We start from the raw sequence: 22,774 nt of genomic DNA on the forward strand, positions 1-22,774 counted from the left end.
ATGCAGTTCAGCGAATTGATGGCAGTTATTTCCACCCATGCGATCCGTCTTCAACGCGAGGAGGACGACCTGGTTGTCCTGGGCAACGATGACGCGCTGGACGATACGCTGTGGCAACAGCTGAGTGCGCACAAGGCGCAGTTGCTCGACCTGGTGGCGCGCCATGGCGGCGACTGGCTGAGCCCGGCCCTGCGCATTACCCCGGACATGCTGCCGCTGGTGACGCTGGAGCAGGAAGCCATCGATCGGATTGTCGCCGGGATCCCCGGTGGCGCGGCCAATGTCCAGGACATCTACCCCCTGGCACCGTTGCAGGCCGGTATGCTCTACCACCACCTGGCGGCCGGGCAGGGCGATCCGTACCTGCTGCACAAACCGTTCGTCTTCGGCGATCGCGCGCGCCTCGAGGCGTTTGTCCAGGCCCTGCAATGGGTGATCGAGCGCCACGATATCCTGCGCACCTCCATCGTCTGGGAACGCCTCGACGAACCGCTGCAAGTGGTCTGGCGCCAGGCCCCGCTGGTGTGCGAGGAAGTCGCCGTGGACGCCGCCGGCGGCGAAGCCTTGGAGCAGCTGCGCGCCCACCTTGAGGCCCGTGACTACCGCCTGGATCTGCGTCAGGCGCCCTTGCTGCGCCTGGTATTTGCCCATGACGAGGCCCGACAGCAGGTGGTCGCGGTGCTGTTGTTCCATCACATGGCCCTCGATTACACCGGCCTGGAGGTGGTACGTCGGGAGATCCGCGCGCACCTGCTCGGGCAGGCCACCGAAGTCGGGGCTGCAGTGCCGTTTCGTGATTACCTGGCGCGGGCGCGCCTGCGCCTGGACGAGTCTGCCCACGAGGCCTTCTTTCGCGAGATGCTCGGTGATATCGACGAGCCGACCTTGCCGTTCGGTCTGCAGGATGTGCAAGGCGACGGTCGAGGCATCGAAGAGAGCCGTATCGGCTTGCCCCCTGACCTGAGCCGACGCCTGCGCCAGCAGGCGCGGCAGGCGGGGGTCAGCGTGGCCAGCGTGCTGCACCTGGCGATGGCCCAGGTGCTGGGCAAGGTCTGCGGGCGCTCGGCGGTGGTCTTCGGCACGGTGCTGCTGGGACGCATGGACGCCGGTGTCGGCGCCGAGCAGGCGCTGGGGATGTTTATCAATACCTTGCCGCTGCGGGTCGATGTCGGTAGCGAAAGCGTGCTGGCCGGCCTGCTCAAGACCCATGAGCGCCTGACCGCGCTGCTGGGGCACGAACAGGCCTCGCTGGCCCTGGCCCAGCGTTGCAGTGGCGTGAGCGCGCCGACGCCGCTGTTCAGCGCGATGCTCAACTATCGCCACAGCGACGCCGCCGAGCGGGTCGAGGTCAGCGAGCTGGCCCCGGGTATCCGCATCCTGGGGGGCGAGGACCGCACCAACTATCCGCTGACGGTCAGTGTCGATGACCTGGGCGAGGACTTCACGCTGGCGGTCAAGACCTTGCCGGCGATCGGTGCGCAGCGGGTCGGCGGTTATCTGCAGACGGCGCTCGAGGCGCTGGTCGATGCGCTGGAGCACGATCCTGTGCAGGCGCTCCAGGGCCTGTCGATCCTGCCCGTCGAGGAACGCCAGCACCTGCTGGTGGAGCTCAATGCCACCGAGGACGCTTACGATCTGGAACAACCCATCCAGGCACTCTTCGAGGCCCAGGTCCGACGCACGCCGGAGGCCGTGGCAGTGGTGGCGGGTGAACGGAGCCTGACCTATCGCCAGCTCAACGAGCAGGCCAACCAGTTGGCGCACTACCTGCGCGAGCAGGGCGTACAGCCCGATTCGCGGGTGGCGATCTGCGTCGAGCGCGGGCTTGAGCTGGTCATCGGCCTGTGGGCCATCGTCAAGGCCGGGGGCGCCTATGTGCCGCTGGACCCCGGTTATCCGCTGGAGCGCCTGGGCTACATGCTGCAGGACAGCGCGTCGGTGCTGGTGCTGGTGCATGGCGCCACCCGTGACCTGCTGGGCCCGGTGGCGGTCCCGCTGCTCGACTTCGATCGTGCCGATTGGCACGACCGCCCGCTCGCCGATACACCGGTACCGGGGCTGGGCGCGTCGAACCTGGCCTATGTGATCTACACCTCGGGCTCCACCGGCACGCCCAAGGGCGTGACCCTCGAACACCGTGGTCTGTGCAACCTGGTGCACTGGAGTTCGACACTGTTTACCGGTGATCGCCACGGCGCGTTGCTGCAAAAGGCGCCGTTCAGCTTCGACGGTTCGGTCTGGGAGTTCTTCTGGCCGCTGACCGTGGGCATGCGCCTGGTCCTGGCCCGCCCCGAAGGGCACCGCGACCCGGCCTACCTGGCGCAACTGGTGCGTGAGCAACAGATCAGCGTGATCAAGTTCGTGCCGGCGATGCTGCAACAGTTCCTCGAACTGGAGGAAGTGAGCCAATGCACCAGCCTGACGGACGTGTTCTGTGGCGGTGGCGAACTGACTGCGGCCCTGGCCCGGTCGGTGCAGAAACGCCTGCCACGGGTGCGCCTGCACAACGTCTACGGACCGACGGAGGCGACGGTCGACAGCACCGCCTGGACCCTGGAGCCCGGTGCGCCGGTGCCGGAGCCGCAACTGCCGATTGGCCGGCCGATCAGCAACACGCGCCTGTACGTGCTTGATGACCAGGACCTGCCGGTGCCCCAGGGCGTCAGTGGGCAATTGCATATCGGCGGGGTCGGCGTTGCCCGTGGCTACCTGGGGTTGCCGCAGTTGGTGGCCGAGCGTTTTATCGACAGTCCGTTCGTGGCCGGCGACCGCCTCTATCGCACCGGTGACCTGGTGCGTTATCGCGCCGATGGCAACCTCGAATTCCTCGGGCGCAACGACGACCAGGTGAAGATCCGCGGCCTGCGTATCGAGTTGGGCGAGGTGCAGTCGCGCTTAAGCGCACATCCCGCGCTCAAGGATGCCGTGGTCATGGTCCGCGAGGACGAGCCGGGCGATCCGCGCCTGGTGGCCTACTACGCCGCCGAGGAGCGCCAGGCCATCGAGTCCTTGCGCGCCCATCTGCTGGAACACCTGCCGGGCTATATGCTGCCCACCGCCTTTGTCCATCTCCAGGCCCTGCCGCTGACCCCCAACGGCAAGCCGGACCGCAAGGCCCTGCCGGCCACGGACCCGAGCTCGCGGGTACAGCGCGTCTACGAGGCGCCGCGCGGCGAGGTGGAAATCACCCTGGCGCGAATCTGGGCCGAGGTGCTCAAGGTCGAGCAGGTCGGTCGCCACGACAACTTCTTCGAACTGGGCGGTCATTCGCTGCTGGCGGTCAAGCTGATCGAACGCATGCGCCAGGTCGAGCTGAGTGCCGATGTGCGCGTGCTGTTCGGTCAACCGACCCTGGCGGCGCTGGCCGCCGGGGTTGGCGGACAGCGTGAGGTGGCGGTCCCGGCCAATCGGATTGGCGCGCATTGCCGGCGCATTACCCCGGACCTGTTGCCGCTCGTCAACCTGGACCAGGCGGCCATCGACCGTATCGTCGCCAGTGTTCCCGGCGGCGTGGCCAATGTGCAGGATATCTACCCGCTGGCGCCGTTGCAGGGCGGCATTCTCTACCACCACCTGACGACCGAGGGCGATCCCTACGTGCTGCAGGCGCAGCTCGGCTTTGCCGGCGAGGCACAGGTGCAGGCCTTTGCCAGCGCCTTGCAGGGGGTGATCGACCGGCACGACGTGCTGCGTACCAGCGTGCACTGGGAGCACCTCGACGAGCCGGTCCAGGTGGTCTGGCGCCAGGCTTCGCTGGGTGTCCAGCAGGTCGAGGTCGATCCTCGGGACGGCGATATCCTCGAGCAACTGCATCGGCGCTTCGACCCGCGTCACTACCGGCTGGACTTGGGCCAGGCACCGCTGATGCGCCTGGTGTATGCCCAGGACCCGGCCCATGACCGTTGGGTCGGGGTGCTGCTGCGTCATCACCTGGTGCTGGACCACACCTCGCTGGACGTGCTGCTGGAAGAAATGCGCGCCAGCCTGGCGGGCGAAACCGCCCCGCAAACCGAGGCCGTGCCTTACCGCAACTATGTGGCGCAGGCCCGTCTGGGTTTGGACGAGCAGGCACACGAAGCCTTTTTCCGCGAGATGCTGGCGGATATCGATGAGCCGACCTTGCCGTTCGGCCTGCAGGACGTCCAGGGTGATGGGCGTGGCATCGGCGAGGCGTCGCTGGCGCTGGACCCGGCCTTGAACCGGCGTCTGCGCGAGCAGGCGCGCCAGCAGGGGGTCAGCGCCGCCAGCCTGATGCACCTCGGCTGGGCCCAGGTACTGGGCCAGCTTGCCCGGCGTCGCGACGTGGTCTTTGGCACCGTGCTGCTGGGCCGCCTGCAGGGCGGGGAGGGCGCCGACCGGGCGCTGGGGATGTTCATCAACACCCTGCCGCTGAGGGTCGACGCCGGTCAGGTCGGGGTGCGTGACGGGCTCAAGGCCACCCATGCCCGCTTGAGCCAACTGCTGAGCCACGAGCATGCCTCGCTGGCCCTGGCACAGCGCTGCAGTGGCGTCGACGCCGCTTCGCCGCTGTTCAGCGCCTTGCTCAACTACCGACACAGTGCACCGGAGGAAGCGGTCGCCGGGCAACTGCAAATCAGTCCGGGCATCCAGGTATTGCGCAGCGAAGAGCGCAGCAACTACCCGCTGGTGCTCAGTGTCGACGATCGCGGCCGTGACTTCAGCCTCAAGGTGCTGGCCGTCGAGTCCATCGGCGCGCAACGCATCTGCGGCTACATGAACACCCTGCTGGAACAGCTGGTGCAAGCCCTGGAGCAGGCCCCGGGTAGCGCCCTGGAACAGCTGTCGATCCTGCCGGATGGCGAGCGCCGGCAACTGCTGGAGGGCTTCAACGCCAACCGGGTCGACTACCCGCGCGGGCAGACCGTGCAGGGCCTGTTCGAGGCCCAGGTGGCCCGCAATCCCGAGGCGGTCGCGGTGGTCCAGGGCGGTGAACAACTGAACTACCGTTTGCTCAACCTGCGGGCCAACCGCCTGGCCCACCACCTGCGCAAGCTGGGGGTGCAACCGGACGACCGGGTCGCGATCTGCATGCGCCGCAGTCCGCAGATGCTGGTCGGTCTGCTGGCGATCCTTAAGGCCGGCGCCGGTTATGTGCCGCTCGACCCGGCGCTGCCGGCCGAGCGCCTGGGTTACCTGATTGACGACAGTGCCCCGGTGGCGCTGTTGACGCAAGGCGAGTTACTGGCGCAACTGCCGAGGGTCAATGTGCCCGTGGTCGACCTGGACCGCTGCACCTGGCAGGACGAATCCTCGGCCAACCCGCACGTGACCGCGCTCGGCCCGGCGAACCTGGCCTACGTGATCTACACCTCGGGTTCCACTGGCTTGCCCAAGGGCGTGATGGTCGAACACCGGACCCTGGAAAACCTGGTGCACTGGCATTGCGATGCCTTTGAACTGGAGCAGGGCCGCCACACCTCCAGCGTCGCCGGCGTGGGTTTCGATGCCATGGCCTGGGAGGTCTGGCCGGCGTTGTGCGTGGGCGCGACCCTGCACCTGCCGCCGGCCCTGGTCGGCAACCAGGACATCGATGCGCTGCTCGACTGGTGGTGCGCCCAGCCGCTGGCGGTCAGCTTCCTGCCGACGCCGGTGGCGGAATATGCCTTCAGCCGGCAGAGGCAACACCCGACCCTGCGCACGCTGCTGATCGGCGGCGACCGCCTGCGCCAGTTCGGCAAGGCCCCGGGGTTTGCGGTGGTCAACAACTACGGGCCGACCGAAGCGACGGTGGTCGCAACCTCCGGGGCCGTGGAGGCCGGGCAGGCCCTGCACATCGGCAAGCCGCTGGCCAATGGCCGGGTCTACCTGCTGGATGAACAACAGCGCCCGGTGCCGGTCGGCGTCGCGGGCGAGTTGTATGTGGGCGGTGCCGGTGTGGCGCGCGGCTACCTCAATCGCCCCGAACTGACGGCCGAGCGCTTCCTCGACGATCCGTTCAGCCGCGAAGCGGGAGCACGGATGTACCGCACCGGCGACCTGGCGCGCTGGCTGGCCGACGGCACGCTCGACTACCTGGGGCGCAATGACGACCAGGTGAAGATCCGGGGCATGCGCATCGAGCCGGGTGAGATCGAAACCGCACTGATGAGTCATGACCGGGTCAAGGACGCCGTGGTGCTGGTGCGCGACGGGCGCCTGGTGGCCTGGTTCACGGAGCACCATTTCGAGCATAAGCCGGTCGATATCCAGGCCCTGCGTCGCTACCTGCAGGAGCGCCTGCCGGAGTACATGGTGCCGGCCGCCTATGTGCGCCTGGAGGCGCTGCCGCTGACCGCCAACGGTAAGCTGGACCGCCGGACCTTGCCCGCACCGGAGCCGGACGCACTGCTCAGCCGCGAGTTTGAGGCACCACAGGGCGAGATCGAGATCACCCTGGCGCGGATCTGGGCCGAGCTGCTCAAGTTAGGACAGGTGGGGCGCCATGATCATTTCTTCGAGCTGGGCGGGCACTCGCTGCTGGCGGTGAGCCTGGTCGAGCGCATGCGCCAGGCAGGCCTGAGCAGCGATGTGCGCACCCTGTTCAGCCAGCCGACCCTGGCGGCGCTGGCCGCTTCGGTGGGCTCGGGCCGCGAGGTCGAGGTTCCGCCCAATGGCATCCCGGCCGATTGCCAGCGGATCACCCCGTCGATGCTGCCGCTGGTGGCGCTGGACCAGGCCGCCATCGACCGTATCGTCGCCAGCGTTCCCGGTGGTGCGGCCAATGTCCAGGACATCTACCCGCTGGCGCCCCTGCAGGAAGGCATTCTCTACCATCACCTGAGTGCCGGGCAGGGCGATCCCTACCTGCTGCAGACCCGCCTGGTATTCGATGGCTACGAGCGCCTGCAAGGCTTTGTCGCGGCGCTACAGCAGGTGATCGACCGTCACGATATCCTGCGCACCGGCGTGCTCTGGGAAGGCCTGGAGGCACCGCTGCAAGTGGTCCGGCGTGTCGCCGAACTGCCGGTGCAGGAGGTTGTGCTGGATACGGCGAACGGTGATGTGCTCGAACAACTGTGCGGGCGTTTCGATACCCGTCAGTATCGCCTGGATATCACCCGCGCGCCGCTGATCCACCTGGTCCATGCCTGGGACGCGACGCGGCAACGGGTGGTGGCCATCCTGCTGTTCCATCACCTGGCGCTGGACCATACGGCCATCGACGTCGTGGTGCGGGAAATGCGTGCCTGGGTGCTCGATCCGTCGCAACCGCAGCCGGCCTCGGTGCCTTATCGCAATTATGTCGCGCAGGCGCGGCTGGGGCTGGGGGAGGAGGAGCATGAGGCGTTCTTCCGCGCCATGCTCGGTGATATCAGCGAGCCGACGCTGCCGTTCGGCCTGCAGGATGTACGCGGCGACGGTCGCGGCATCGAGGAGGCGCGCCTGCCCCTGGCGGGTGAGTTGAGCCGGCGCGTGCGCGAGCAGGCGCGTCATTTGGGGGTGAGTGCCGCCAGCCTGATGCACCTGGCCTGGGCCCAGGTACTGGGGCAGGTTTCCCAGCGCGACGACGTGGTATTCGGTACGGTGCTGATGGGGCGCCTGCAAGGGGGCGAGGGCGCGGACCGGGCTCTGGGGGTCTTTATCAATACCCTGCCGCTGCGGGTCGAAGTCGGTCAGCTATCGGCGCGGGCCGGGGTCAAGGCGACCCACGCGCGCCTGAGTGCCTTGCTCGGCCATGAACATGCCTCGCTGGCCCTGGCCCAACGTTGCAGTGCGGTCGAGCCGGCGACGCCGCTGTTCAGCGCCTTGCTCAATTATCGTCACAGCAGCCCGGCAGCAGGGGCGCAGCAGGGCTCGCCACTGTGGCCCGGCATCGAGCAACTGGGCGGTGGCGAGCGCAGCAACTACCCGCTGACCCTGAGCGTCGACGACCTGGGCGACGACTTCCGCCTGACCGTGCTGGCGCTGCACGCCATCGGTGCACAACGCATGTGCCGCTACATGGAGACGGCGCTGGAGCAGTTGGTGCAGGCCCTGGAGCAGACACCCGAGGTCGCCCTCGACGGCCTGTCGATCCTGCCTGCGGCGGAGCGCCAGCAACTGCTGGCCGGCTTCAATGCCAGCGCTGCGGACTATCCGCGCGGGCACACCCTGCACGAGCTGTTCGAAGCCCGCGCGCAGGCGCAGCCCGAGGCCTTGGCGATGGTCCAGGCCGGGCAGCCCCTGAGCTATGGCGAACTCAACCGGCGCGCCAACCGCTTGGCCCATCACCTGCTCACCCTGGGCGTGCAGCCGGACGACCGGGTGGCGCTCAGCGTGCTGCGCGGCCCGGACATGCTGGTGGGCCTGCTGGCCATTCTCAAGTCCGGCGCCGCCTATGTGCCGCTGGACCCGAGCCTGCCGACAGAGCGCCTGGCCTACCTGCTCGACGACAGCGCACCGCGGGCGCTGTTGACCCAGGAGAACCTCCAGGCCCGGCTGCCGGCGCTCGACGCGCCGCTTATCCTGCTGGATCGACCGACCTGGCAAGCCGCCTCGCCGGCCAATCCACAGGTCCCGGCGTTGTCCCCGGCGCACCTGGCCTATGTGATCTATACCTCCGGTTCCACCGGCCTGCCCAAGGGCGTGATGGTCGAGCACCGCAGCGTGGAAAACCTGGTGCACTGGCACTGCACGGCCTTCGACCTGCAGCCTGGCAAGCACACCGCCAGCGTCGCCGGTTTCGGTTTCGACGCCATGGCCTGGGAGGTCTGGCCGGCGCTATGCGGCGGCGCGACCCTGCACCTGCCGCCGGGTGATCTCCACAATGAACAGATCGACGCGCTGCTCGACTGGTGGCGCGCGCAGCCGCTGGATGTCGGGTTCCTGCCCACGCCCGTGGCCGAACATGCCTTCAGCCAGGGTCTCGGCCACCCCACCTTGCGGACGCTGCTGATCGGCGGCGACCGCCTGCGCCAGTTCGGCAAGGCCCCGGGTTTTGTGGTGATCAACAACTACGGCCCGACCGAGGCCACGGTGGTCGCCACCTCCGGGCGGATGGAGGTCGGTGCGCCCTTGCATATCGGCACGCCGATGGGCAATGCCAGGGTCTATCTGCTGGACCGCCACCAGCGGCCGGTGCCGGTCGGGGTCGAGGGCGAGCTGTATGTCGGCGGGGCCGGCGTAGCGCGCGGTTACCTGAACCGCGCGGACCTGACCGCCGAGCGTTTCCTCGACGATCCGTTCAGCCCCGAGACGGGTGCACGCATGTACCGTACCGGCGACCTGGCGCGCTGGCTGGCCGATGGCACGGTCGATTACCTGGGACGCAACGACGACCAGGTGAAGATCCGTGGCCTGCGGATCGAGCCGGGCGAGATCGAAAGCGCGCTGGCCGCCCACGAATGCCTCAAGGACGTCGTGGTACTGGTCCGCGACGGGCGCCTGGTGGCTTATTTCACCGAGCATGAAAGCGCCGATATCCAGGCGCTGCGCGATGACCTGCAAGGCCGCCTGCCGGACTACATGGTGCCTTCGGCCTATGTCCGGCTGGAGGCGCTGCCGCTGACCGCCAACGGCAAGCTGGACCGCAAGGCCTTGCCCGCGCCGGACCAGGGCGCGCTGTTCAGCCGTGAATACCAGGCGCCCCAGGGTGAGGTGGAAACCACCCTGGCGCGGATCTGGGCCGAGTTGCTCAAGGTCGAACAGGTGGGGCGCCATGACCACTTCTTCGAACTGGGCGGCCACTCGCTGCTGGCGGTCAGGCTGATCGAGCGCATGCGCCAGGCGGGCCTGAGTGCCGATGTGCGCGTGCTGTTCAACCAGCCGACCCTGGCGGCCCTGGCGGCGGCCATCGGCAGCGGTCGGGAAGTCGAGGTGCCGGACAACCGGGTTGCGCCCGGCTGCCAGCGCATTACCCCCGAAATGCTGTCGCTGATCGACCTGGACCAGGCGAGCATCGACCGTATCGTCGCCCGTGTTCCGGGCGGTGCCGCCAACATCCAGGAGATCTACCCGCTGGCGCCGTTGCAGGAGGGAATGCTCTATCACCACCTCAGCGCGCAGCAGGGCGATCCGTACCTGCTGCAGTCACAGATGATCTTTGCCAGTGTCGAGCGCTTGCAGGCCTTTGCCGGTGCCCTGCAACGGGTGATCGACCGCCACGATATCCTGCGCACCGGACTGGTCTGGGAAGGCCTGGACCGGTCGGTGCAGGTGGTCCTGCGCCAGGCCGCGCTGGTGGTGCAGGAGGTGGCGCTGGACCCCGCCGAGGGCGATATCCTCGCGCAGTTGCAGGCGCGTTTCGACGCCCGCCACCACCGCATGGACATCGGCCAGGCGCCGCTGGTAAGGCTGGTGCATGCCACGGATACGCAACATCCCCGTATCGTCGCGCTCCTGCTGTTCCACCATATCGTGCTCGACCATACGGCCCTGCAGGCCGTGCGTGAGGAGATGCAGGCGAGCCTGCTGGGCCTCGACGCGCCGCTGACGACTCCGGTGCCTTATCGCAACTACGTGGCCCAGGCCTGCCTGGGCGTCAGCGAGCAGGAGCATGAGGCGTTCTTTGGCGAGATGCTCGGTGATATCGTCGAGCCGACCCTGCCGTTCGGCCTGCAGGATGTGCAGGGCGACGGCCAGGCCATGGAGGAAGTCCGGCACCGCCTGCCGCTGGCCCTGAGCGGGCGCCTGCGTCATCAGGCGCGAGCTCTCGGGGTCAGTGCCGCGAGCCTGTTCCATCTGGCCTGGGCGCGGCTGCTGGCCGTGGCTTCGGGCAAGGACAGCGTGGTGTTCGGCACGGTCCTGCTGGGCCGTCTGCAGGGCGGCGAGGGCGCCGACCGGGCGCTGGGGGTCTTTATCAATACCCTCCCGCTGCGAGTCGATGTCGATGACTCGGACGTGCGCGCCGGGGTCATGGCGACCCACGCCCGGCTGACGGCGCTGTTGGGCCACGAGCATGCCTCGCTGGCCCTGGCCCAGCGCTGCAGCGGGGTGGCGGCGCCGCTACCGCTGTTCAGCGCCATGCTCAACTACCGGCATGGCGACGGCGCCAGCAGCCGGCAGGACATGGCGCAGGCCTGGCAGGGTATCGAGACCCTGGCCCACGAAGGCCGCACCAACTATCCACTGACCTTGAGCGTCAATGACCTGGGCGAAGGTTTCAACCTGACCGCCCTGACGCTGGCGCAGGTGGGCGCGCAGCGCCTCTGCGACTCGATGCAGACGGTGCTCGAGTCCCTCGCCGACGCCCTGGAGCAGGCGCCGGAATGTGCCCTGAACCGCTTGCCGGTGTTGACGGCGGCGCAGCGTGAGCAACTGCTGGTGGGCTGCAACAGCCCTGAGGTCAACCACGAGCAGGCGCACACCCTGCACCAGCTGTTCGAAGGTCGGGCCCAGCGCACGCCGCAGGCGGTGGCGGTGATCGATGGCGAAAGGCAACTGACCTACGGCGAACTGAACCGCCGCGCCAATCGCCTGGCCCGCCACCTGCGCAAGCAGGGCGTACGGGCCGATGCGCGCGTGGCGATCTGTGTCGAGCGCGGGCTGTCGATGATCGTCGGCCTGCTGGCGATTCTCAAGGCCGGCGGCGCCTATGTGCCGCTGGACCCGACGTCGCCGATGGAACGTCTCGCCTACCAGGTACAGGACAGCCAGCCAGTGGTGGTGCTGGTCCAGGGGGCTACCCGCGAGTTGCTGGGCGCCCTGGCGGTGCCGGTACTGGACCTGGACCGCGAGAGCTGGCAGGACGAGTCCGACGAGGATCTGGTGCTGCCGGAGCTGACCCCCCGCCACCTGGCGTATGTGATCTACACCTCCGGCTCCACGGGCTTGCCCAAGGGCGTGATGATCGAACACCGCCAGGTGGTGCGATTGTTCGCGGCGACCCGACACTGGTTCGATTTCAACGAGCAGGACGTGTGGGCGCTGTTCCACTCGTTTGCCTTCGACTTCTCGGTCTGGGAAATCTGGGGCGCGCTGGTCCATGGCGCCCACCTGCTGATCGTGCCGCAAGGGGTCAGCCGCTCCCCGGACGACTTCCACGCGCTGCTGTGCACGGCGGGCGTGACCATCCTCAACCAGACGCCCAGCGCGTTCCGCCAATTGATCGTTGCCCAGGGCCAGAGCCCGCTCAAGCATTCGCTGCGCCAGGTGATTTTCGGTGGCGAGGCGCTGGACCCCACTATCCTCAAGCCCTGGTACGCGCGCGTGGCGAATGCCGGCACGCAACTGGTCAATATGTACGGCATTACCGAAACCACGGTGCATGTGACCTACCACGCGCTGATGGCAGCGGATGCACAACTGTCCGGCGTGAGCCCGATCGGCCGGCGCATCCCGGACCTGCAACTGTACCTGCTCGACGAGCGCCGTGAGCCGGTGCCGGTCAATGTCGTCGGTGAACTCTATGTCGGCGGCGCGGGGGTGGCCCGTGGTTACCTCAATCGCCCCGAACTGACGGCCGAGCGTTTTATTGCCGACCCGTTCAGTGGCCGCGCCGAGGCCCGCTTGTACAAGACTGGCGACCTCGGACGCTGGTTGGCCGATGGCAGCCTGGAGTACCTGGGGCGCAACGACGACCAGGTGAAGATTCGCGGTTTCCGTATCGAACTGGGCGAGATCGAAGCCCGCCTGGCGGCCTGTGACGGCGTTCGCGAAGCCGTGGTCATTGCCCGCGAGGACGAGCCGGGCGACCAGCGCCTGGTGGCCTATATCATCGCCCATGACGGCCGCAAACCCTTGGCGGCGGACCTGCGCGGCCAACTCTTGCTGACCCTGGCGGACTACATGGTGCCGAGTGCGTTCGTGCTGCTCGAGCGTTTCCCGCTGACCACCAACGGCAAGCTGGATCGCAAGGCCTTGCCGGCGCCGGACCAGGCGGCGTTGTCCAGCCGCGCGTTCGTCGCGCCGCAAGGTGAGGTGGAGCTGGCCCTGGCGCGAATCTGGGCCGAAGTGCTCAAGGTTGAGCGGGTAGGGCGGCACGATAATTTCTTCGAGCTGGGTGGCCACTCGCTGCTGGCGGTCAAGCTGATCGAGCGCATGCGCCAGGCCGGCCTGAGCGCCGACGTGCGCGCGCTGTTCAGCCAGCCGACCCTGGCGGCATTGGCCCAGGTCCTGGGGCGTGGGCGCACGGTGAGGATTCCGGCCAACCTGATTCCAGGCGATTGCCAGCGCCTGACCCCCGAGTTGCTGTCGCTGATCGAACTGGACCAGGCGACGCTCGACCAGATCGTCGCGCGCATTCCGGGCGGCGCTGCCAACGTCCAGGATATCTACCCGCTGGCGCCGTTGCAGGAGGGGATTCTCTACCACCATCTCAGCGCGGAGCAGGGCGACCCGTACCTGCTGCAATCGCGGATGGCCTTTGCCAGCCCCGAGCGCCTGAGCGCGTTTGTCGAGGCCTTGCAGAAGGTCATCGAACGCCACGATATCCTGCGCACCGCCGTGCACTGGCAGGGCCTGGACAGCCCGGTACAGGTGGTGCTGCGCCATGCCGAACTGCAGGTGGAGCAGGTCGCCTGCGATCCGGCAGCCGGCGATGTGCTCGAACAACTGCATGCCCGCTTCGATGCGCGGCACTGGCGCATGGACCTGACCCAGGCCCCGCTGATCCGCCTGGTGCATGCCTTCGATGCCGCGCAACAACGGACGGTAGCGATCCTGTTGTTCCATCACCTGGCCCTGGACCATGCCGCCCTCGAGGTGGTGCGCCATGAAATGCAGGCCGGCCTGCTGGGCCGGGCCGAACCCGCGGGCGCGGTGATTCCGTACCGCAACTACGTGGCCCAGGCCCGCCTGGGCGTCAGCGAGCAGGAGCACGAAGCGTTCTTCCGCGACATGCTCGGTGATATCGACGAACCGACGCTGCCCTTCGGCCTGCAAGACGTGCGCGGCGATGGCAATGCCATCGAGGAAGTCGTGCAGACCCTGCCGGCCACCCTGAGCGAGCGCCTGCGGGCCCAGGCGCGGGTGCTTGGGGTCAGTGCCGCGAGCCTGTTCCACCTGGCCTGGGCGCAGGTCCTGGCCGCCACCAGCGGCAAGGAGGCGGTGGTGTTCGGCACGGTCCTGCTGGGCCGCATGCAGGGCAGCGAGGGCCTCGACCGCGCACTGGGCATGTTTATCAATACGCTGCCGTTGCGGGTCGATATCGATGGGACGCCGGTGGCCGCCGGCGTCAGGGTGATCCACGGGCGCCTGACCACGCTGCTGGGCCATGAGCATGCCTCGCTGGCCCTGGCCCAGCGCTGCAGCGGGGTGGCGGCGCCGCTGCCGTTGTTCAGTGCGATGCTCAACTACCGCCACAGCAGCGTGCTGCAACGCCAGCCCGAGGCCGTGCAAGCCTGGCAAGGCATCGACACCCTGGCCAGCGAGGAGCGCACCAACTATCCGCTGGCCTTGAATATCGACGACCTGGGCGATGGTTTTATCCTTACCGCCATGACCGTTGCCCGGATTGGCGCGCAACGGATCTGCGATTACCTGCGCACCGCGCTGGCGTCGCTGGTCGAGGCCCTGGAGCAGGCGCCCGAACGGGCGTTGAACCGCCTGCCAGTGTTGACGGCGCAGGAGCGCGAACACGTGCTCTTCGACCTCAACGCGACGCAGGTGAACTACAGCCTCGACCAGACCCTGCACGGCATGTTCGAGGCCCGGGTCGAGCGTACCCCGGACGCCGTGGCGGTGGTAGCAGGCGAACATCGGCTGAGCTGTCGCGAGCTGAACCGGCAGGCCAACCAGCTGGCGCACCACCTGCGCGGGCTGGGCGTGGGCCCGGATGCGCGGGTGGCTATCTGCGTCGAGCGCGGCCTGGACATGGTCATTGGCCTGTTGGCGATTCTCAAGGCGGGCGGCGCCTATGTGCCGCTCGATCCGGCCTACCCGTCGGAGCGGATTGCCTACATGCTGCAGGACAGCGTGCCGGTGGCGGTGCTGGTGCAAGGCGCCACCCGCGAGTTGCTCGGTGACGTGGCCGTGCCGGTGATCGACCTGGACGTCAATACCTGGCAAGACCTGTCCGTGACCAATCCCGACCAATCGGAACTGAGCGCGCGACACCTGGCCTATGTCATTTACACCTCGGGCTCCACGGGACAACCCAAGGGCGTGATGAACGAACACGGCGCGGTGGTCAACCGCCTGCTGTGGATGCAGGACGAATATGGCCTGACGGCGCAGGATGCGGTGTTGCAGAAAACCCCGTTCAGCTTCGACGTGTCGGTGTGGGAGTTCTTCTGGCCGCTGTTCACTGGCGCACGCCTGGTGATGGCTCGTCCCGAGGGGCACAAGGACCCGCTCTACCTGGGTGAGGTGATCGAGGCACAGAACATCACCACCTTGCACTTCGTGCCGTCGATGCTTGATGTCTTCCTCGCTCATGGCGACACGGGCCGGTGCACCGGAGTGAAGCGGGTGATCTGCAGCGGCGAGGCCTTGCCGGGCAGCGTGGTGCGCCGCTTCAAGACGCAGTTGCCCAAGGCCGGACTGCATAACCTCTATGGTCCGACCGAAGCGGCCGTGGATGTCACCGCCTGGGATTGCTCGGGCTCCGTGGCCCAGACCCCGGACAACACACCGATTGGCAAGCCGATTGCCAATACGCGGATGTACCTGCTCGATGGGCAAGGGCAACCGGTGCCCATGGGCGTGGTAGGCGAGCTGTATATCGGCGGGGTGCAGGTGGCACGGGGTTATCTGCATCGTCCCGAGCTGACGGCCGAGCGTTTCCTGGAAGATCCGTTCAGCCCGTTCGACAACGCACGGATGTACCGCACCGGTGACGTTGGGCGCTACCTGCCGGATGGCACCATCGAGTACCTGGGGCGCAATGACGATCAGGTGAAGATTCGCGGCCTGCGTATCGAGCTGGGCGAAATCCAGGCACGCCTGGTCCGCCATCCAGCCATCGACGAAGCCGTGATCGTGGCCCGCGAGGATGTGCCAGGGGACAAGCGCCTGGTGGCGTACTACACCGGCGAAGCGCTGGCTGTCGAGGTCCTGCGCGTTCACCTGCTGGAAAACCTGCCGGACTATATGGTCCCGGCGCTGTTCGTGCACCTCGATGCCTTGCCGTTGAGCCCCAACGGCAAGCTTGATCGCAAGGCGCTGCCGGCCCCGGACTCGTCGGCGTTGTCCAGCCGCGAGTACGAGGCGCCGCTGGGCGAGACCGAAATCCTTATAGCCGGGCTGTGGAGTAATCTGCTCAAGGTCGAACGGGTAGGGCGCCACGACAACTTCTTTGAACTGGGCGGGCACTCGCTGCTGGCAGTCAAACTGATCGAGCGTATGCGCAAGGCCGGCCTCGGCGCCGATGTGCGCGTGCTGTTCGGCCAGCCGACCCTGGCGTCCCTGGCGGCTACAGTCGGTGGGCAGCGCGAGGTGGTGGTCCCGGCCAACCGCATCACGCCCGACTGCAAGCGCATCACCCCGGACCTGCTGCCGCTGGTGGACCTTGACCAGGCCGCCATCGACCGTATCGTCGCCAGCGTTCCCGGTGGTGTCGCCAATGTGCAGGATATCTACGGGCTTGCGCCGTTGCAGGCCGGCATCCTCTATCACCACCTGGCCACCCGGGAGGGCGACCCCTATGTCCTGCAGGCGCAGTTCGCGTTTGCCGGCTTGACGCAGGTCGAGGCCTTTGCTCGCGCGCTCGATGCAGTGATCGAACGTAATGACATCCTGCGCACCGCCGTGCTCTGGGAAGGCTTCGATGAACCGGTGCAAGTGGTCTGGCGCCAGGCACCGCTGGTGCTGGAGCGGATCGACACGGCACCCGACGATGCCCAGGCCCTGCAATACCTGCAGGAACGCTTCGACCCGCACCAATATCGCCTGGACCTCAAGCAGGCGCCACTGATGCGCCTGGCCTATATCCGCGACGAGGTCAACGAGCGCTGGCTGGGTATCCTGCTGTTCCACCATATCCTGCTGGACCATACCGCCCTCGAGGTGTTGGTGCATGAAATGGGCATCAGCCTGGCCGGTGACAGCGGGCAACTGCCGGCCGCCGTGCAGTATCGCAACTATGTCGCCCAGGTCCGCCTGGGAGCTGCTCACGAGGAACACGAAGCGTTTTTCCGTGACATGCTCGGCGATATCGAGGAACCGACCCTGGCCTTTGGCCTGCAGGAAGTCGGCGGCGATGGTAGCCATGTCATCGAGTTGCGCCAGGACCTGGACGCGGCGCTGTGCCGACGCCTGCGCGAGCAGTCCCGCCGCCTCGGGGTCAGCAGCGCCAGCCTGATGCACCTGGCCTGGGCCCAGGTGCTGGGCCAGGTCTCGGGTCGCGAGGAGGTGGTGTTCGGCACCGTGCTGATGGGCCGGATGCAGGGTGGCGAGGGCGCCGACTGCGCACTGGGCATGTTCATCAATACCCTGCCACTGCGGGTCGACCTCGGCGCTATCGGCGTACAGGCGGCGGTGCGGGCCACCCACGGGCGGCTCTCGCAACTGCTGGGCCATGAGCATGCCTCACTGGCGCTTGCGCAACGTTGCAGTGGCGTACCGGCGGTGATGCCGCTGTTCAGCAGCCTGCTCAATTATCGCCACAGCGCAGCGGGACAAGGCACGACCGACAATCTGGCGGTGTGGGAGGGCATTCACCTGCTCAAGTCCCGCGAGCGCAGCAACTACCCGCTGGTGCTCAATGTCGACGACCTGGGCGAAGGCTTCGCGCTGAATATCCAGGCGGTGGCGCAAGTCGATCCGCAGCGTATCGGCGATTACATGCAGCGTGCCTTGCAGAACCTGGTGGGTGCCCTGGAACAGGCGCCTACCACGGCGCTGCATGAACTGTCGGTGCTGGCACAGGAAGAGCGCGACCAGTTGTTGCAGGGTTTCAATGCCACCTGGCGCGACTATCCTGCCGAGCAGACCCTGCATGAGCGGTTCGAGGAGTGGGTACAGGCGCATCCCGAGGCGTTGGCGGCCGTGCATGGCCGCCAGTCCCTCAGCTACGGCCAGCTCAATCGCCGGGCCAACCGCCTGGCGCATCATCTGGCGGGGTTGGGCGTGCGGCCGGGTGACCCGGTAGCGACTCTGCTGCCGCGCTCGTTGGACCTGCTGGTCAGCCAACTGGCGATCAGCAAGTGCGCGGCGGTCTACGTGCCGCTGGATATCAATGCCCCGGCCGAGCGCCAGGATTTCATGCTGCGCGACAGCCAGGCCGTGGCGCTCCTGACTCATCGCGATGAAACCCTGGCCTGTACGGCCCGCCGTATCGACCTGGATGACCTGGCGCTCGAGGGCCAGCCGGAACACAACCCGGCCCTGGCGCAACTGTCGGAGACGGTGGCGTACATCATGTACACCTCCGGCTCCACCGGTACACCGAAGGGCGTGCTGGTGCCGCACCGGGCGATCACCCGGTTGGTGATCAACAATGGTTATGCCGACTTCAACGCGCACGACCGCGTGGCCTTCGCCTCGAACCCGGCGTTCGACGCCAGTACCCTGGAAGTCTGGGCCCCACTGCTCAACGGCGGGGCGGTGGTGGTGGTCGACCAGGATGTGCTGTTGTCCCGCGAGGCATTCGCCGCGCTGCTGCACGAGCAGGCGGTCAGCGTCCTGTGGATGACGGCGGGACTGTTCCATCAATACGCCGAGGGCCTGCTGGAAGCGTTCGGCAAACTGCGCTACCTGATCGTCGGCGGCGATGTGCTGGACCCGGCAGTGATCCAACGGGTGCTGCGGGAGGGGGCTCCGCAGCACCTGCTCAATGGCTACGGGCCAACCGAAGCCACCACCTTCTCGACCACCTTCGAGATCCGTGAGGCCGGCGCGGGCAGCATTCCGATCGGGCGTCCGATCGGCAACGCCCGTGCCTACGTGCTCGATGCCCGGCAGCAGCCGGTGCCGGTGGGCGTGGCGGGCGAGCTGTACATTGGTGGGGCTGGTGTGGCCAAGGGGTACCTGAACCGGCCGCAACTGACGGCCGCGGCGTTTATCGCCGACCCGTTCAATCCGCAGCCGCGCAGCCTGATGTATCGCAGCGGTGATCGGGCCTGCTGGAATAGCGACGGCACCCTGCAGTACCTGGGCCGCAACGACCACCAAGTGAAGATCCGCGGTTTCCGTATCGAGCCGGGCGAGATCGAGACCCGCCTCGGCCAGCACCCGCAGGTGCGGGATGCGGCGGTCCTGGTGTGTGAAGTGGCGCCGGGCGACAAGCGCCTGGTGGCCTACTACTGCGCCGCTGAGGCCGTGGATATCCAGGCGCTGCGCGAGTATCTGCAGGCGCGGTTGCCGGACTACATGGTGCCTTCGGCCTATGTCCGCCTGGAGGCGCTGCCGCTGACCGCCAACGGCAAGCTGGACCGCAAGGCTTTGCCGGAGCCGGACCGGGACGCGCTGCTCAGCCGTGGTTTCGAGGCCCCGCAGGGCGCGGTGGAAAACACCCTGGCAGGGATCTGGGCCGAAGTGCTGCAGGTCGCGCAGGTCGGTCGTCACGATCACTTCTTCGAGCTGGGCGGTCATTCGCTGCTGGCGGTCAAGCTGATCGAGCGCATGCGCCAGGCCGGCCTGAATGCCGATGTGCGCGTGCTGTTCAGCCAGCCGACACTGATGGCCCTGGCCGCCGCCGTCGGCAGCGGTCGGGAGATCGAGGTGCCGGCCAACCGTATTATGCCCGGTTGCCAGCGCATCACCCCCGAGCTGCTGCCCCTGGTGGAGCTGGACCAACGCGCCATCGACCTGATCGTCTCGCGCATCCCCGGCGGGACGGACGAGGTGCAGGATATCTACCCGCTGGCGCCGTTGCAGGAGGGGATTCTCTATCACCACCTCAGCGCCGAACAGGGCGACCCCTACCTGCTGCAATCGCGCCTGGCCTTCACCGGCCTGGAGCGCCTGAAGGCCTGTGCCGCTGCGTTGCAGAAGATTGTCGAGCGTCACGATATCCTGCGCACGGCGGTGCTGTGGGAGGGCCTGGAGCGTCCGGTGCAGGTGGTGCGGCGCAGCGCCGAACTGCCGGTGCTGGAAGTGGCCATCGATCCGGCGGACGGCGACGTGCTGGAGCAGTTGCAGGCGCGCTTCAATGCCCGCCACTACCGCCTGGACATTACCCGGGCGCCGCTGATGCAACTGGTCTATGCCCATGATCCGCTGCACCAGCGCGTGGTGGCGATCCTGCAGTTCCATCACCTGGCCCTCGACCATACCGCCATGGAAGTGGTGGTACGGGAGATGCGCGCCTTGCTGCTGGACCCGGCGCACGCCCTGGCTGAGGCGATGCCTTATCGCAACTACGTGGCTCAGGCCCGCCTCGGCCTGGACGAACGCCAGCACGAGGCGTTTTTCCGCGAAAGGCTGGGCGACATCGATGAGCCGACCCTGCCCTTCGGCCTGCAGGATGTGCAGGGCGACGGACGGGATATCGAGGAGGCACGCCAGCCACTGGACCAGGCCTTGAGCCGGCGTTTGCGTAAGCAGGTGCGCACCCTCGGGGTGAGCGCCGCCAGCCTGATGCACCTGGCCTGGGCCCAGGTGCTGGGCCAGGTGTCGGGGCGTGATCAAGTGGTCTTCGGCACCGTGCTGATGGGGCGCCTGCAAGGCGGCGAAGGGGCCGACCGGGCATTGGGGATGTTTATCAATACCTTGCCGCTGCGGGTCGACCTGGGCGCGACGGGCGTGCGCGCCGGTGTGCGTGCCACCCACGCGCAACTGACGGCGCTGCTGGGTCACGAGCATGCCTCGCTGGCCCTGGCCCAACGCTGCAGCGCGGTCGGCCAGTCGTCGCCGTTGTTCAGTGCCTTGCTCAACTATCGCCACAGTGCGCCGGTCGAGGACACCTCGCCCGGCAAGGCGGTCTGGGAGGGCATCGAGGTGCTGGGCGGGGAAGAGCGCAGCAACTATCCGCTGACCCTGAGTGTCGACGACCTGGGCGAGGGCTTCGGCCTCAGCGTGCTGGCCCTGTCGCCGATCGGTGCGCAGCGGGTCTGTGGCTATATGCAGCGAGCTTTGGAACAACTGGTGCAGGCCCTGGAACAGGCGCCGGAGCGCAGCCTGGATCAATTGTCGATCCTGCCCGCTGCGGAACGGCGCCAGGTGCTGGTCGACTTCAATGCCAGTGCCGTGGACTGTCCTCGCGGCCACACCGTGCATGGCCTGTTCGAGGCCCGTGCGCAGGCCATGCCCGAGGCGCTGGCGGTGGTCCAGGGCACGGCGCGACTGACCTATAGCGAGCTGGATCGACGCGCCAACCGGTTGGCCCGTCATCTGCTCAAGCTGGGCGTGCAGCCGGACACTCGCGTGGCGATTTGCGTCCGGCGCGGGCCGGACATGCTGGTGGGGCTGCTGGCGATTCTCAAGGCCGGCGCCGCCTATGTGCCGATCGATCCGGCGCTGCCGGTCGAACGCCTGCGCTACCTGCTCGATGACAGCGCACCGTTGGCGGTGCTGCTGGATGCAAGCACCCGCGACCTGCTTGGCGAGCTGGCAGTGCCGCTGCTCGACCTGGACCGGCCGCAGTGGGATGACGAAGTCGTGACCAGTCCCCGGATCGACGGGTTGCTCCCGGCGCACCTGGCCTATGTGATCTACACCTCCGGCTCCACCGGTTTGCCCAAGGGCGTGATGGTCGAGCACCGGACCCTGGAAAACCTGGTGCACTGGCACTGCGCGGCCTTCGACCTGCGCCCTGGCGGACACACCGCCAGCGTCGCCGGCTTCGGTTTCGATGCCATGGCCTGGGAGGTCTGGCCGGCGCTGTGTGGCGGCGCGACCCTGCACCTGCCGCCAACCGATCTCGGCCATGGCGACATCGCCGGCCTGCTCGACTGGTGGCAGGCGCAACCGCTGGAGGTGGGCTTTCTGCCGACACCGGTGGCCGAATACGCCTTCAGCCAGGACCTGCAGCATCCAACCCTGCGCACACTACTGATCGGCGGTGATCGCCTGCGCCAGTTCAACCGGGCGCAGCGCTTCGCGGTGATCAACAACTACGGTCCGACCGAGGCCACGGTGGTGGCGACCTCCGGGCCCATGGCGGTCGACGGGCCGTTGCATATCGGCAAGCCGATGGCCAACGCCAGGGTCTACCTGCTGGACGCGCAGCAGCGTCCGGTGCCGGTCGGTGTCGCGGGTGAGCTGTATGTCGGCGGTGCCGGCGTGGCCCGCGGTTACCTGAACCGTGCGGACCTGACCGCCGAGCGTTTCCTCGACGATCCGTTCAGCGACCTGCCGGGCGCGCGGATGTACCGCACCGGTGACCTGGCGCGCTGGTTGCCCGATGGCAATATCGACTACCTGGGGCGTAACGACGACCAGCTCAAGGTCCGTGGCATGCGTATCGAACCGGGCGAGATCGAGACGACCCTGACCCGCCATGAAAGCTTGCGCGAGGCCGTGGTGCTGATGCGCGACGGGCGCCTGGTGGCCTATTTCACCGCTCAGGGGGCGCTGGATATCGAGGACCTGCGTGCCTGGCTGCAAGCACGCCTGCCGGACCACATGGTGCCTTCGGCCTATGTCTGCCTGGAGGCGCTGCCGCTGACCGCCAACGGCAAGCTGGACCGCAAGGCCCTGCCGGCACCGGACCAGGACGCCTTGCTCAGCCGCGAGTTCGAGGCGCCGCAAGGCGCGGTCGAGGCTACCCTCGCGCGGATCTGGGCCGAGGTGCTCAAGGTCGAGCAGGTGGGGCGTCACGACAACTTCTTCGAACTGGGTGGCCATTCGCTGCTGGCGGTGGGCCTGATCGAGCGCATGCGCCAGGTCGGCCTGAGCGCCGATGTGCGGGTGCTGTTCAACCAGCCGACCCTGGCCGCCCTGGCAGCGGCGATTGGCAGCGGCCGCGAGATCGTGGTGCCGGAAAACCTGATCCCCGTCGGTTCTACGCACCTCACACCCGAGCTGCTGCCATTGA

General features: G+C 67.6%; 1 protein-coding gene (cut by a window edge). It reads left to right on the plus strand.

The genetic code is table 11. From position 1 onward, the window contains the following. A protein-coding gene (locus ACL9RJ_RS06125) for a non-ribosomal peptide synthase/polyketide synthase (RefSeq protein WP_422765014.1) crosses the window boundary here: on the plus strand, positions 1–22,774 show its 5' portion. It continues 3,188 nt past the right edge of the window; the window shows 22,774 of its 25,962 coding nt (coding positions 1–22,774); its start codon is at positions 1–3; the stop codon falls past the right edge of the window.

The organism is Pseudomonas sp. Mn2068, from assembly GCF_049319725.1.
Taxonomy (GTDB): domain Bacteria; phylum Pseudomonadota; class Gammaproteobacteria; order Pseudomonadales; family Pseudomonadaceae; genus Aquipseudomonas; species Aquipseudomonas gingeri.